The sequence below is a fragment of the Delftia sp. CH05 genome, assembly GCF_009827015.1.
GTDB classification, from domain to species: domain Bacteria; phylum Pseudomonadota; class Gammaproteobacteria; order Burkholderiales; family Burkholderiaceae_C; genus Comamonas; species Comamonas tsuruhatensis.
Map to the genome: position 1 here is coordinate 96,597 of NZ_WUMG01000012.1, position 13,709 is coordinate 110,305.

Annotated in this window: 12 protein-coding genes; 11 read left to right on the forward strand and 1 reads right to left on the reverse strand. The window is 67.5% G+C overall.

The features are described from left to right. The first annotated feature begins 174 nt into the window (after positions 1–174). The 8 genes from GRX31_RS12460 to GRX31_RS12495 all read left to right on the forward strand — a co-directional run bounded on the left by GRX31_RS12460 (position 175) and on the right by GRX31_RS12495 (position 9,370). Entirely contained in the window at positions 175–1,110 is a 936-nt protein-coding gene (locus tag GRX31_RS12460) for a LysR substrate-binding domain-containing protein (RefSeq protein WP_016450271.1), read from the forward strand. A gap of 438 nt (positions 1,111–1,548) precedes the next feature. After that, positions 1,549–2,448 carry a transporter substrate-binding domain-containing protein gene (locus GRX31_RS12465; protein WP_016450272.1) on the forward strand — a complete coding sequence of 300 codons (900 nt, stop codon included), beginning with the start codon at positions 1,549–1,551 and terminating at the stop codon, positions 2,446–2,448. A 113-nt stretch (positions 2,449–2,561) separates the two neighbouring features. Then, a complete protein-coding gene (locus GRX31_RS12470; protein WP_016450273.1) occupies positions 2,562–3,314 on the forward strand; it encodes an amino acid ABC transporter permease in 753 nt (250 codons plus the stop codon). Position 3,315: 1 nt separating this feature from the next. Beyond that, positions 3,316–3,987, forward strand: a complete 672-nt coding sequence (locus GRX31_RS12475; RefSeq protein ID WP_016450274.1) for an amino acid ABC transporter permease — start codon at positions 3,316–3,318, stop codon at positions 3,985–3,987. A 25-nt stretch (positions 3,988–4,012) separates the two neighbouring features. Then, positions 4,013–4,750: an amino acid ABC transporter ATP-binding protein gene (locus GRX31_RS12480; RefSeq protein ID WP_160852946.1), complete on the forward strand. Its 738-nt coding sequence runs from the start codon at positions 4,013–4,015 to the stop codon at positions 4,748–4,750. A gap of 190 nt (positions 4,751–4,940) precedes the next feature. Beyond that, positions 4,941–5,552 carry an RNA polymerase sigma factor gene (locus tag GRX31_RS12485; RefSeq protein WP_224986090.1) on the forward strand — a complete coding sequence of 204 codons (612 nt, stop codon included), beginning with the start codon at positions 4,941–4,943 and terminating at the stop codon, positions 5,550–5,552. Continuing rightward, positions 5,549–6,595, forward strand: a complete 1,047-nt coding sequence (locus GRX31_RS12490; protein WP_046987577.1) for a FecR family protein — start codon at positions 5,549–5,551, stop codon at positions 6,593–6,595. Before GRX31_RS12485 ends, GRX31_RS12490 begins: the two co-directional genes overlap by 4 nt. 360 nt (positions 6,596–6,955) lie before the next feature. Beyond that, positions 6,956–9,370 (forward strand): TonB-dependent siderophore receptor, encoded by a 2,415-nt coding sequence (locus tag GRX31_RS12495; protein WP_160852948.1) that lies wholly within the window; start codon positions 6,956–6,958, stop codon positions 9,368–9,370. Here GRX31_RS12495 and GRX31_RS12500 read toward each other — a convergent pair. After that, a complete protein-coding gene (locus tag GRX31_RS12500) occupies positions 9,363–10,310 on the reverse strand; it encodes a MurR/RpiR family transcriptional regulator (protein ID WP_047326181.1) in 948 nt (315 codons plus the stop codon). The genes GRX31_RS12495 and GRX31_RS12500 overlap by 8 nt on opposite strands. A gap of 77 nt (positions 10,311–10,387) precedes the next feature. Here GRX31_RS12500 and GRX31_RS12505 point away from each other — a divergent pair, with 77 nt between their 5' ends. The 3 genes from GRX31_RS12505 (at position 10,388) to GRX31_RS12515 (ending at position 13,708) form a co-directional block, all read left to right on the forward strand. After that, positions 10,388–11,572 (forward strand): M20 family metallopeptidase, encoded by a 1,185-nt coding sequence (locus tag GRX31_RS12505; protein WP_160852950.1) that lies wholly within the window; start codon positions 10,388–10,390, stop codon positions 11,570–11,572. A gap of 14 nt (positions 11,573–11,586) precedes the next feature. Next, entirely contained in the window at positions 11,587–12,603 is a 1,017-nt protein-coding gene (locus GRX31_RS12510) for a Bug family tripartite tricarboxylate transporter substrate binding protein (RefSeq protein WP_016450281.1), read from the forward strand. A gap of 76 nt (positions 12,604–12,679) precedes the next feature. Beyond that, positions 12,680–13,708: a Bug family tripartite tricarboxylate transporter substrate binding protein gene (locus GRX31_RS12515; RefSeq protein WP_126311318.1), complete on the forward strand. Its 1,029-nt coding sequence runs from the start codon at positions 12,680–12,682 to the stop codon at positions 13,706–13,708. Position 13,709: the final 1 nt, after the last annotated feature.

Consider the following 13,709-nt stretch of genomic DNA (forward strand, 5'->3'; position numbering starts at 1 on the left):
GCGGTTTCCTCAGTGTGGCGGCCCATGCGGGACGTTGATACGGGCATGCCCCGGCGTGGAGGCACCGAGGAAGGGCCGCCCCGCACCGAGGGTGCCGTCCCCCTCCCGGAGAGAGAGGGGGAAGCGGCGTAGCCGCTCAGGGGGTGCCTTCCATCACAGCGGATAATGAGGCCCATGGAAACCAAATGGCTAGAAGATTTCGTCAGCCTGGCTGAAACACGCAGTTTCAGCCGCTCCGCCCAACTGCGGCACGTGACGCAACCTGCGTTCTCGCGCCGCATCCAGGCACTGGAGGCCTGGGCCGGCACCGACCTTGTGGACCGCAGCTCCTACCCGACCCGGCTCACGCCGGCCGGCAAGACCATGTATGACCAGGCGCTGGAGATGCTGCAGTCGCTGCAGAGCACGCGCACCATGCTGCGGGCCCATGTCAGCGCGGGCAAGGGCATGGTGGGGTTTGCCGTGCCGCACACGCTGGCCTTCACCTTCTTCCCGAACTGGGTCTCCAGCGTGCAGGCCAAGTTCGGGCCGTTCCGCAGCCGGCTGTTCGCGCTCAACGTGCACGACGCCGTGATGCGCCTGGTCGAGGGCGGCTGCGACCTGCTGATCGCCTACTTCCATCCGTCCCAGCCCTTCCAGCTTGACCCGGCGCGCTACGAGATGGTCAGCCTGGGCCATGAGGTGCTCGCCCCCTACGCCAGGCCCGACGCCGACGGCCTGCCGCTGCACCAGCTGCCGGGCCGCCAGGGCCAGCCGCTGCCCTACCTGGGCTATGCGCCGGGCGCCTACCTGGGCCGCGTGACGGAACTCATCCTCAAGGAAGCGGCCGAGGCCGTGCACCTGGAACGCGTCTACGAGACCGACATGGCCGAAGGCCTCAAGGCCATGGCGCTGGAAGGCCATGGCGTGGCCTTTTTGCCATTCAGCGCCGTGCGCAACGAGCTGGAGGCCGGCCGCCTGGTCAGCGCCGCACCTGCCGGTGACGACGGTTTCCGCATGGACATGGAAGTGCGCGCCTACCGCGAAAAACCCACCAGCAAGGATGCGCCCCAGGGCGTGGCCGGCGCGCTGTGGAACTTCCTGCTGGAGCAGGGCGAGACCATCGGCTGACACGCCAGGCGGCACTCATGAAGACAAAGGGGCTCTCGAGCCCCTTTTTGCTGCACGCTGGTGCATGGCAAAGCCCTTCAAGAGACCGACTTGGTGCATGGGTTATGCCTAGGGTAAACACCTATTATGCATGGCATGCATAAGGGTTTCTGCAAACGGCATTGGCTGTGCTGCCACGCCTGGCATTAGAGTGCGCGCACAGCAGCCACGCCGTGTGCAGGCCCCCAGGCGCGCTGGATCGGGCAAAAAACGCGTGCCATGGCACGGCAGTTGCTTACCTGAATCTGGCTGACGTGCTGGAAAGCCCTAGCACGTGTCGGTGCTCCAGCACCGTGCGTGATTGCACAATATGTGTCACATCGTTGATAGTTCGAGCCAGCCCACAAGGCGACTCGACCGTTCTCAAGACCGTTTTCGTTCTCATCTCAGGAGACCCGTATGAAGAAGCATTTGTTGGCCATCGCCGTGACCGCCCTGGCTGCAGGCAGCGCTTTTGCGCAGGCTGGCGACACCCTGGCCAAGATCAAGTCCTCCGGCGCCGTGACGCTGGGCGTGCGTGAATCCTCCGGCCTGGGCTACACGCTGGGCAATGGCAAGTACGTGGGCTTCCACACCGAGATGGGCGAGCGCGTGCTGGCCGACATCCAGAAGCAGCTGGGCCTGGCCAAGCTGGACATCAAGTACCAGCCCGTCACCTCGCAGAACCGCATCCCCCTGGTGACCAATGGCACCGTGGACATCGAGTGCGGCTCCACCACCAACAGCCAGGCCCGCCAAAAGGATGTGGCCTTCGCCGTGACCACCTATGTGGAAGAAGTGCGCATCGCCGTCAAGGGCAACTCCGGCATCACCGGCATCAAGGACCTGAACGGCAAGACCATCGTCACGACGACGGGCACCACCTCGGTGCAGACCCTGCGCAAAAACAAGCGCGCCGACGGCCTGACCTTCAAGGAAGTCATGGGCAAGGACCACGCCGACAGCTTCCTGATGCTGGAAACCGGCCGTGCCGACGCCTTCATCATGGACGGCTCCATCCTGGCCGCCAACATCTCCAAGTCCAAGGCACCTGCCGACTACAAGATCGTCGGCGAAACCCTGTCGGTCGAGCCCATCGCCTGCATGCTGCGCAAGGACGACCCCGCCTTCAAGAAGGCCGTGGACGACTCCATCAAGCGCCAGATCGCCGACGGCTCGCTGGCCAAGCTCTATGACAAGTGGTTCATGCAGCCGATTCCCCCGGCCAACGTGAAGGTCGGCCTGCCGCTGTCCGACGCCACCAAGGACGCATGGGCCAACCCCAACGACAAGCCCATGGAGTCGTACGAAGTCAAGTAAGCACCAGCTGAATGCCGCCCCTTCTGCCATGCGGTTGGAAGGGGCGTTTTTTGTTGCGGCGCCGTTTTTGCCGGTAGTGCATTTTTCAAGAATCTGAATAAAGAGGTGCTCCTATGAGTTGGGATTGGCAGGTGTTCTGCCAGGACACCATTACCCAAGAGGTCGGTCAAAGCTGCTTCGGCAAGAACGGCGACATCACCTACCTCGACTGGATGCTGTCGGCCTGGGGCTGGACCATTTCCGTGTCGCTGCTGTCGCTGTTGATCGCATTGATCGTCGGCTCGCTGATCGGCACGCTGCGCACGCTGCCCGACCGGCCGTGGATCGTGCGGCTGGGCAATGCCTGGGTCGAACTGTTCCGCAATATTCCGCTGCTGGTCCACATCTTCATGTGGTACCACGTGGTGCCGTCCATCTTCCCCGCGCTGAAGTCCCTGCCGGGCTTCGTGCTCGTGGTGCTGGCGCTGGGCTTCTTCACCTCGGCGCGTATCGCCGAGCAGGTGCGTTCCGGCATCCAGGCGCTGCCTCGCGGCCAGCGGTACGCGGGCATGGCGCTGGGTTTCACCACGTTCCAGTACTACCGCTACGTGCTGCTGCCCATGGCGTTTCGCATCATCATTCCGCCGCTGACCAGCGAGACCATGAACGTGTTCAAGAACTCGTCCGTGGCGTTTGCCGTGTCCGTGGCCGAACTGACCATGTTCGCCATGCAGGCGCAGGAAGAGACTTCGCGCGGCATCGAGATCTACCTGGCCGTCACCGGCCTGTACGTGGTCTCCGCCTTTGCCATCAACCGCATCATGGCCTTCATCGAGAAGCGCTCGCGCGTCCCGGGCCTGATCGCTGCCAGCGGCGGAGGACACTGACATGAACCTGCAAATCGACTGGTCGTTCTTCACCTGGGACCTGTTCAGCAACTTCGTGCTGAAGGGCCTGTACTTCAGCCTGACGCTGACCGTCATCGCCACCATCGGCGGTGTGCTCTTCGGCACGCTGCTGGCGCTGATGCGCCTGTCGGGCAAGAAATGGCTCGATGTGCCCGCCACGCTCTACGTCAACGGCATGCGCTCCGTGCCGCTGGTGATGGTGATCCTGTGGTTCTTCCTGCTGATGCCGCTGATCATCGGTCGGCCCATCGGCGCCGAGGTCTCGGCCATCATCACCTTCATCGCCTTCGAGGCGGCCTACTTCAGCGAGATCATGCGCGCGGGCATCCAGTCCATTCCGCGCGGCCAGGTCTTCGCGGGCCAGGCCATGGGCATGACCTATGGGCAGAACATGCGCCTCGTGGTGCTGCCCCAGGCCTTCCGCAACATGCTGCCCGTGCTGCTGACGCAGACCATCATCCTGTTCCAGGACACCTCGCTGGTCTATGCCATCGGTGCCTACGACATGCTCAAGGGCTTCGAAGTGGCCGGCAAGAACTACGGCCGTCCCATCGAATCCTATCTGGCCGCTGGCGTGACCTACTTCGTGCTGTGCTATTCGCTGTCCTGGGCAGTGAAGCGCCTGCACAAAAAGATTGCCATCATTCGATGAGCCAGCACCCCATTGAGGAATTGCAATGATTGAACTCAAGAACGTTTCCAAGTGGTACGGCAGCTTTCAAGTGCTGACCGACTGCTCCACCAACATCCAGAAGGGTGAGGTCGTGGTGGTCTGCGGCCCGTCGGGCTCGGGCAAGTCCACGCTGATCAAGACCATCAACGCGCTGGAGCCCTTCCAGAAGGGCGAGATCTTCGTGGACGGCGTGGCCGTGCACGATCCCAAGACCAACCTGCCCAAGCTGCGCAGCCGCGTGGGCATGGTGTTCCAGCACTTCGAGCTGTTCCCGCACCTGTCGGTGACCGAGAACCTGACCATCGCCCAGATCAAGGTGCTCGGTCGCAGCCCGGACGACGCCAAGAAGCGCGGCCTCAAGATGCTGGACCGCGTGGGCCTGACGGCGCACAAGGACAAGTTCCCGGGCCAGCTTTCGGGTGGCCAGCAGCAGCGCGTGGCCATTGCGCGCGCGCTGTCCATGGACCCCATCGTGATGCTGTTCGACGAACCCACCTCCGCGCTGGACCCCGAAATGGTCGGCGAAGTGCTGGACGTGATGATCGGCCTGGCCAACGAAGGCATGACCATGATGTGCGTGACCCACGAAATGGGCTTTGCGCGCAAGGTGGCCAGCCGCGTGATCTTCATGGACGTGGGCGGCAAGATCCTGGAGGACTGCTCCAAGGACGAATTCTTCGGCAACCCGGAAGCGCGCCAGCCCCGGACCAAGGAATTCCTCAACAAGATCCTGCAGCACTGAACCGGTGCGGCCCTTGCGGGCACGGCAATCAAGGGGGCGCTTCGGCGCCCCTTTTTTGTGGCCGCGGCGAGACGATGATGAGAATCGTTCTCGATACAATCGCCGGCTCAGCTGTTTGCACCGTGCTCCAGATCCCGCCCCCATTTCCCCGCCACCGGACAACTTCCACGTCCGCCGTGCCATGCCTGCCATGAAGCGCGACGACGCCCCGGGAGAGCCCGGTGGCCATTCCCGCAGTCTCTACACCCGCTGGCGCAAGCCGCTGCAGCGCATGCTGGCGCGGTACTTCAAGAGCCCGGCCGATATCGAGGATGCCTCCCAGGAAGTCTTCGTGCGCATGCTGTCGGCCGACAAGCGCCTGCCCGTGGACGAAGAGCGGCCCTATCTGCATCAGGTCGTGCGCAGCGTGGCGGCCTTCGCGCACCGCACGGCGCCGCAGCAGGCCGGTGTGCGGCTGGTGTCCGTGGAGGATTGCCGCGACGAGGTCGAGGCCCTGCCGGCCCGCGACGGAGCCGACCATGCGCTGGACGATGAGCGCCGCCAGCGCCTGGCCCGGCTGCGCGATGCCCTGAACGAGCTGCCCGAGCGCCAGCGCCAGGCCTTCGTGCTGCACCGCGTGCAGGAACTGACGCTGGAGCAGACGGCCGAGCGCATGGACATCACCGTGCGCATGGTCTCGCGCCACCTGAGCCGGGCACTGTCCTATTGCGAGATCCGCGTACGCTACGCCAGCGCCGAGCAAATGCGTGCCCTGCTGCGCGCAGACGAGCAGCGGCCGGGCGCCGCAGAGAACACACGATGAGCAACGAACTTCCCCCGGGCGTTTCGCCGCAGGAGCTGGTGGGGCTGCATGACAGGGCGGCCGACTGGTTCGTGCGCCGCCAGCAGCCGGACTGGACGGGCGCCGATGAGCGCGCGCTGGATGCGTGGCTGGGCGCCCACCCGCTGCACCGCAGCATCTTCGAAGGCATGTCGCGCCACTGGCATGGCGCGCCACAGCTCAGGGAATTGTTTCCCGATGAGTTCGGCGCAGCGGTGCCGCCCGCCGCGCCTGCCGTCTGCGCTGCACCAGCGGCCGCGCCGCCGCGCCAGCGCGTTCTTGCCCGCTGGCCCGGCCGCCCTGCGGCGGCCCTGTCCGTGCTGGCGGTGGTCTCGCTGCTGGCCTGGGGTGGCTGGTACCGCTGGGACCACACGCCAGGCTATACGCTGCAGGCCCGCACGGCGCCCGGGCAGACGCAGAGCATCGAGCTGCCCGATGGCTCGCGCGTGGCCCTCAACGTGGACAGCGAACTCCAGGTGCGCTACTACCCGCGCCGCCGCGAGGTGGTGCTGGATCGGGGCGAGGCCTTCTTCGAGGTCACGCCCGGCCCGGACAGGCCCTTCACCGTGGACTCCGGCGCCAGCCGCGTCCGGGTGGTGGGCACCGCGTTCAATGTGCGCGCCGGGCCGCCGCGGCTGGTGGTGAAGGTGCTGGAGGGCAAGGTGCAACTGCGGCCCGAGCGAGACCGGGCCGGGGGCGATGTCCTGCTGCTGGCGGCAGGCGCGGGCGTGGCTGTGGACGGCGCCGGCCGGCACAGCACCGTGGTGGCCGATGCGGACAGCGTGGGCGACTGGCGCACGGGCCAGGTGCGCTTCAGCGGCACGCCGCTGGCGGAGGTGGCGCAGGAGCTGTCGCGCTATCTGGGTGCGCCCGTGGAGCTGGGCGACGAGTCGCTGGGCCGCCTGCGTGTCTCGGGCCTGCTGGCCACGGCCGCGCCCGAGCGCTTTGTGCGCGCGCTGCCGGCCTTGATTGCGGTACGCGTGCAGCCGCGCAGCGGCGGAGGTTGGCTGATCGTGCGGGGATGAATCGAAGGTTGGGAAACAATTTGTTTCAAACTGACGGCCAACCCCAGGTTCCAGCTTTGCACCGGTTTTGGCTTCTATAGGGGCAGGGGCGTGGATTTTCCAGGCCCGCACGGCTGCCAGCCAAGGACCACCGAAGGCGCTCGTCCCTCACGCCCCAGCCAACGGCCGCAACACCTGACGCGCATGCGCGGGTGGGCTGGCATGGCTTGTCCGGCGCGGTTCCTGATCGCCCGCGACGGCTGCCTGCGGCCTGCCCGTCGCGTGCCCGTGCAACGGCACAGCAACGGAGTGGCAATGAGAGCGCAAGAAGCAGCAGGCAGGGAATTCGCAGGCAGGGGCACACATGCCCGACGCAGGAACATGAAGGAGCAGGGCGCCGGCCCGCAGGCCAGTCCGCGCCTGCTGGCGTGGCTGGTGGCCGGTGCCGTGGCCGGCATGGGCGCCGCGCCGTCCGCCCGTGCGCAACAGCTTCAGCAGCCGGCCGCCTCTTCACCGATGCCGTCATCCGGACAGCGGCTGGCCTTTGACCAGCCGGCCCAGCCGCTGATCAACGCGCTGCGCGCCTTTGGCCGCCAGACCCAGTTCCAGGTGCTGTACGACGAAGCCGTGCTGGGCGGCCGCCAGGCGCCGGCCCTCCGGGGCAGCTTCACGCCGCAGGAGGCCATGGACCGGCTGTTGGCCGGCACCGGCGTGACCGCGCACAGCACCGAGCAGGGCACGTTCACGCTGCGAAAGGCGCCTGCGCCTGAGCCTGCGCCGCAGGCGTCGGCGGGCACCACGCTGTCCACGGTCAACGTGACCTCGCAGCGCATGGCCGCGCCGGGCAGCTACGTGGGCAGCGGCAGGAGCGCCAGCACCAAGCTGGACACGCCGCTGATCGAGACGCCGCGCTCCATCTCCATCGTCACCCAGGAACAGCTGCAGAACCAGGCGCCCAAGAGCATCGAGCAGGCCCTGTCGTACACGGCCGGCGTGTCCACCGAAGTCACGGGCGCGGACCTGCGCATGACGGGCGCCATCATCCGGGGTTTCAGCGATGGCAGCTCCTACTACAAGGACGGGCTGCGGCAGTTCTCGGCCGGCACCTATGGTTCGTGGAACGACGAGATCGACGAGCTGGACAGCATCGAGGTCATCAAGGGCCCGGCCTCCGTGCTCTTTGGCCAGGGGCGGCCGGGCGGCGTGATCAACGTGGTCTCCAAGAAACCCGAGGCCGACCATGTGAACAGCGTGGGCCTGTCCTATGGCCGCTACCAGCGCGCCCAGGCCACGGCCGATCTGGGCGGCGCGCTGGATGCCTCGGGCGACCTGCTGTACCGGCTCAACCTCAAGGCGCGTGACAGCGACGGACGCACCGTGGGCTCGCGCGATGACCGCATCTCCATCGCGCCCTCGCTGCGCTGGAACCTCTCCGGCCGCACCCACCTGACCGTGCTGGGCAGCTACTCGCGCGAGCGCGGCACGCCCAAGTCCTGGTGGCCCAGCCTGTTCACCTACCCGCAGATCAAGGACCTGCCTGCGCACCTGACCGCCGGCGACCCGTCCTTCGACCGCTTCGACCGCGACACGCGATCGCTGGGCTACGAGTTCTCGCACCAGACCGACAGCGGCTGGCAGCTCACGCAGAACCTGCGCTACTCCACCATCGACATCGATTACCGCCATATCTACGCCATGGACGTGCTGGCCGACGGCCGAAGCGTCTCGCGCGCCAGCCTGGCCCAGCGCACCAAGGGCCGCACGCTGGCGTTGGACACCCGCCTGCAAAAGGACCTGCGCTGGGGCGGGCTGCAGCACCGGCTGGCCTTCGGCATGGACCATGTGAAGTACAGGGAGCGCGGCGGCCTGGGCTTTGGCTGGGATGTGCCCGACCTGGACATGCTCGACCCCGCCTATGGCCAGTCCATCGCCTATCCAGAGCTGGAGGACAGCCGCACGGACCTGCGCCAGACCGGCATCTACACGCTCAACCAGTTCAAGTGGGACCGCTGGGTGGCCAATCTCAGCCTGCGCCATGACCAGGCGCGCACCACGCAGAACAGCAGCACCCAGCCGCGCATGAGCGACAGCGCCACCACCGGCAGCGCGGGCCTGCTCTACCTGTTCGACAGCGGCTGGGCGCCCTATGCGAGCTATGCGACCTCCTTCGATCCGGTCACGGGCCTGCAGTACGACGGCAATCCGTTCGAGCCCCGGCGCGGCAAGCAGTACGAGGCGGGCGTGAAGTACCAGCCTCCGGGAAGCACCTCGCTGATCACGGCCTCGGTCTTCGACCTGCGCCAGACCAACGTCACCACGCTGGACCCCGACCACCCGCGCTTCAGCATCCAGACGGGCGAGGTGCGCTCCACGGGGCTGGAGCTGGAAGGCCGCTTCGCGCTCACGCGCGAGCTGAACGCGCTGGCCAGCTACACCTACCTGGACCCGCGCACCACGCAGAGCAACCGGCCCGCCGAAATCGGCCGCCAGACCATACAGACCACACGCCACATGGCCAGCCTGTGGCTGGACTACCGCCCGCGCGCGGTGCCGGGCCTGATGGTGGCCGGCGGCCTGCGCTACAAGGGTCGCTCTCCCTACAACGTGGCGGCGGACGGCACGCTGAACATCAACGACTCCGCCACGCTGGCCGACCTGGCGCTGGCCTACGAGACACCGCAGTACCGCATCGCGCTGAACATCAACAACCTGTTCAACCGCAAGTACTTCGCAGGCATCTTCCGCGGCGTGGATCGCGAGGCCACGCTGAGCTTCAAGTACTACTGGTCTATGTAGAAGACCTGCGCGCGGTGGGCTTGCGCGCGGCGCGAGCCGGCCCGCGCGGCTCGGGCGTCCTGATCAGCTGGTGGTTGAACTCCCTCCACAGCGCGTCGCGCCGGGCCAGCGCCTCGGACACATCGGCATGGCGCAACTGGGCCACGGCCGAGACCAGGGCATTGCACAGGTAGAAGGCGGCCGTGTAGGAGTGAAAGGGCGAGGCATTGGCCGTGCGCACCTGCAGCCAGTGGTGGGCCACGGTGGCCAGGGGGGCCGTGGGGCTGTCGGTGATGGCCAGCACCCGGGCGCCGGCTTCCGAAAATCGCTGCGCCACCTCGTAGGTGCCGCGTGAATACTGGCTCACGCTGAAGGCCAGCAGCGTGTCGGTGGGGCCTACCCACAGCAGCTGGTCGGCCGGGGCGATGGCGCCTGCATCCAGCTGCTGCACGCCGGGGCGGCACATGTTCAGGTGCAGGGCCAGCCAGGCGGAGACCGGCGAGCTGTTGAGCTGGGCCAGCACGAACACCCGGCCCTCGTCCTGCGCGAGCTGCCGGGCCATGGCCTCGAAGGCCGCCATGTCCAGCCCCTCGCGCGTGGACTGGATGTTGTGCTGGTCGTGCAGCAGTGCATCGTCCACGCACTCGCTCAGGCTGCGCTGCGCGCCCAGCAGCACGGGCGCGCGCTGGGCAGCCGTCTGCAGCAGCGCCGTCACCTCGCCGCGCGCCTCGCGCTGGGCCTCGGCATAGCTGGCATAGCCGAGCTTGGCGAACAGGCGCACCACGGTCGAGGCGCTGGTGCCTGTGCGCGCTGCCAGGGCGGTGGCCGATTCCAGCAGCGCATGCGGATAGTCGCTGCCCAGGGTCTGGGCCAGCGTCTGCTCGCTGGCCGTCAGTTCCGCGCCCTGCTGCGCCAGGCGCTGCGGCAGCAGCAGCGCGGCTTTTTGCAATGGTGATTTCATGTTTTTCTTGTATATGCAACGTGTGTTGCAAAATAGGGGGTCGCGTGCAACACTGCATGCACTCTGGAGATTCCACCATGCACGATACCCTCGAACAAAGCCGCGTGCAGCAGCGCGCGAGACTGCTGGACTGGCTGGGCGGCCAGCAGCAGGCCATGCAAGACCTGTTGCACAGGATTGTCGATATCGACAGCGGCAGCCGCGACGAAGCCGGCATCCTGGCCGTGGCCCAGGCACTGCGCGAGCGGCTGGAGGCGGCCGGCGTGGCCGTGCGTTTCGAGGACGTGCCCGGCTACGGCGTGCTGCTGCATGCCGATGTCGCCGGTCCCGAAGGGGACGGCCCGGCCGAAGGCGCGCCCATCTATCTGATGGGCCATATGGACACGGTCTTTCCGGCGGGCACCGTGGCGCGCCGCCCCTTCCGCGTGGAAGAGGGCAGGGCCTACGGTCCCGGCGTGGCCGACATGAAGTCGGGCCTGGTGCTCAACGTCTTCGTGGCCGAGGCCTTTGCGCGCTGCGGCGGCCTGGGCGCGCCGCTCAAGCTGTTCTTCTCGTGCGATGAGGAGATCGGCTCGCCCGCCACGCGCCAGACCATCATGGACACGGTGCGCGGTGCGCGCGCCGTCTTCAATGCCGAGCCCGGCCGCGTCAGCGGCAACCTGGTGACCAGCCGCAAGGGATCGATGGCCGTGGAGTTCGAGGTACAGGGCGTGGCCGCCCACGCCGGCATCAACCACGCGGCCGGCGCCAGCGCGCTGGAAGCCATGGCGCGCAAGCTGCTGGCCCTGCATGCGCTGACCGATCCCGCCACGGGCACGACCACCAATGTGGGCGTGCTGCAGGGCGGCATCGTGCCGAACATGGTGGCGCCCCATGCCAAGGCCGAGCTCGATGTGCGCTACACGGCCCAGACCGATCCCGATGCGCTGATGGAGCGCATCCGCGCCATCGTGGAGGAAGAATCCGTGCCCCGCACCCAGGGCCGCGTCACCGCCGTGCGCCGCACCCTGCCCATGGCGCCCACGCCCGATGCGCTGCTGCAGCTGTACCGTCGCGGCGCGCAGTCGCTGGGCTTCGACGTGCAGGGCGAGTTCACGGGCGGCGCGGCCGACAGCGGCCTCACGGCCTCGGTGGGCGTGCCCACGCTGTGCGCCACCGGCCCCGTGGGCGGCCATCCCCATACCGAGCGCGAGTACTGCGAGCTGGCCACCTTCGTGCCGCGCGCCCAGGCCGTGGCCCTCGCCATCTTCGACCATCCTTGACTCCGCTGATACCCATGAAAAACCTGTCCGTGAATGCATCCTTCCCCACCCGCCGCAAGCTGCTGGGCGCAGGCCTTGGCCTGGCGGGCCTGTCCGCGCTGGCGCCGCTGGCCGCACGCGCCGATGACAAGTACCCCTCGCGCCCGATCACGCTGGTCGTGCCGTTTCCGCCCGGCGGCTCGGTGGACATCATGGGCCGCCAGTACGCCGAGCCCCTGTCGCGCATCCTGGGCGTGCCCATCGTGGTGGAGAACCGTCCCGGCGCGGGTGGCTCGGTCGCCACGCAGTACGTGTCGCGCGCCAAGCCGGACGGCTACACCCTGGTCGTGTCCTCGCAAAGCAGCCACCTGGCCAATCCGCTGACCCAGCCCAAGATCGGCTACGACCCCATCAAGGACTTCGAGAACATCGCCATCCTGGGCCGCCAGCCCAATGCGCTGATGGTGCATTCCAGCCTGCCCGTGAAGAACTTCCAGGAGTTCATCGAGTACGTGAAAAAGCGTCCCGGCCAGGTCAACTACGGCAGCGCCGGCATCGGCAGCATGGGCCAGCTCAACGTGGAAATGCTCAAGGCCGCCACGGGCATCTTCGCCACCCACATTCCCTACCGCGGCGGCTCGCCGCTGGTCACGGCGGCCATCGGCAACGAGGTGCAGTTCATCCTCGACAACCTGGTCTTCATGCTGCCCCATGTGCAGTCGGGCAAGGTGCGAGCCCTGGTCGTGGCCTCGGAGCAGCGCCTGCCCATGCTGCCCGACGTGCCCACCATGGCCGAGGTCGGCTATCCCCAGCTCAACATGAGCTCCTGGACCGGCATCGCGGCGCCTGCGGGCACGCCCGACGCCATCGTGCAGACGCTGCACAAGGCCGTGCGCCAGGCCGCCACCGCGCCTGCTATGGTGGCCAGCCTCAAGGAGCGCGGCGTGGTCGCGCCCGAGGAGATGAGCCCTGCCGCGTTCGAGAAGATGATGGCCGAGCGCCTGAAGCTCTTCGGCGAGGTGGTGCGCAAGGCCCATATCGTGGCCGAGTAAGCAGGGCACGCCCAGGGCGCCCCCAGGGCGCCCCGGATGGCCGGGCGCAGCCGAGGTAGTTCCATAAGGAGGAGACATGAGCATGACCCCTATCGCCCGCCAGGCTGCCAGCCACCCTTCCCGCCGCCGCGTGCTTGGCGCGGGGCTGGGCCTGGGGATGCTGGCGCCGCTTGCGGCGCTGGCCGCCGAAGGCAAGGCCACCGGCTACCCCTCGCGCCAGATCAGCTTCATCGTGCCGTTCCCTCCGGGCGGTTCGGTGGATGCCATGGCACGCCAGTACGCCGAGCCCATGGCACGCATCCTGGGCGTGCCCATCGTCGTGGAGAACCGGCCCGGCGCGGGCGGCTCGGTGGCCGCGCTGGCCGTGGCGCGCGCCAAGCCGGACGGCTACACCCTGGTCGTGTCCTCGCAGAGCAGCCACCTGGCCAATCCTCTGACCCAGCCCAAGGTGGGCTACGACCCCATCAAGGATTTCGAGAACATCGCCATCCTGGGCCGCCTGCCCAATGTGCTGGTCGTGCCCGCGAGCCTGCCCATCCGCAGCTTTGCGGAGTTCATCGCCTATGCCAAAAAGCACCCTGGCCAGCTCAACTACGGCAGCGGCGGCACGGGCAGCATGGGCCAGCTCAACATGGAGATGTTCAAGGCCGATGCGGGCCTGGACATCACCCATGTTCCCTACCGGGGCGGCACGCTGCTGGTCACCTCGGTGCTGGCGGGCGAGGTGCAGGTGTTCCTGGACAACCTCATCTCCATGCTGCCCCACATCCAGGCAGGCAAGGTGCGCGCCCTGGCCGTGGCCTCCGAGCAGCGCGTGGCGCAGCTGCCCGATGTGCCCACGCTGGCCGAGGTGGGCTATCCGCAGCTGAACATGAGCTCATGGACCGGCCTGGCTGCGCCGGCCGGCACGCCCGCGCCCGTGGTGCAGGTCCTCTTCAAGGCCGTGCGCCAGGCCGCCACGGCGCCGGCCATGGTGTCCAGCCTGCAGGACCGGGGTGTGACCCCGCCCGAGGAAATGAGCCCCGCCGCCTTCGAGGCCATGATGTCCGACCGCCTCAAGCGCTTTGGCGAGGTGGTGCGCAGGACGGGCATCGTGGCCGAGTGAG

Excerpts from the sequence above, each read along its gene's own strand:
- GRX31_RS12460 (WP_016450271.1), top strand. The coding sequence starts at position 175 with ATGGAAACCAAATGGCTAGAAGATTTCGTCAGCCTGGCTGAAACACGC.
- GRX31_RS12465 (WP_016450272.1), top strand. The coding sequence starts at position 1,549 with ATGAAGAAGCATTTGTTGGCCATCGCCGTGACCGCCCTGGCTGCAGGC.
- GRX31_RS12470 (WP_016450273.1), top strand. The coding sequence starts at position 2,562 with ATGAGTTGGGATTGGCAGGTGTTCTGCCAGGACACCATTACCCAAGAG.
- GRX31_RS12475 (WP_016450274.1), top strand. The coding sequence starts at position 3,316 with ATGAACCTGCAAATCGACTGGTCGTTCTTCACCTGGGACCTGTTCAGC.
- GRX31_RS12480 (WP_160852946.1), top strand. The coding sequence starts at position 4,013 with ATGATTGAACTCAAGAACGTTTCCAAGTGGTACGGCAGCTTTCAAGTG.
- GRX31_RS12485 (WP_224986090.1), top strand. The coding sequence starts at position 4,941 with ATGAAGCGCGACGACGCCCCGGGAGAGCCCGGTGGCCATTCCCGCAGT.
- GRX31_RS12490 (WP_046987577.1), top strand. The coding sequence starts at position 5,549 with ATGAGCAACGAACTTCCCCCGGGCGTTTCGCCGCAGGAGCTGGTGGGG.
- GRX31_RS12495 (WP_160852948.1), top strand. The coding sequence starts at position 6,956 with ATGAAGGAGCAGGGCGCCGGCCCGCAGGCCAGTCCGCGCCTGCTGGCG.
- GRX31_RS12500 (WP_047326181.1), bottom strand. The coding sequence starts at position 10,310 with ATGAAATCACCATTGCAAAAAGCCGCGCTGCTGCTGCCGCAGCGCCTG.
- GRX31_RS12505 (WP_160852950.1), top strand. The coding sequence starts at position 10,388 with ATGCACGATACCCTCGAACAAAGCCGCGTGCAGCAGCGCGCGAGACTG.
- GRX31_RS12510 (WP_016450281.1), top strand. The coding sequence starts at position 11,587 with ATGAAAAACCTGTCCGTGAATGCATCCTTCCCCACCCGCCGCAAGCTG.
- GRX31_RS12515 (WP_126311318.1), top strand. The coding sequence starts at position 12,680 with ATGAGCATGACCCCTATCGCCCGCCAGGCTGCCAGCCACCCTTCCCGC.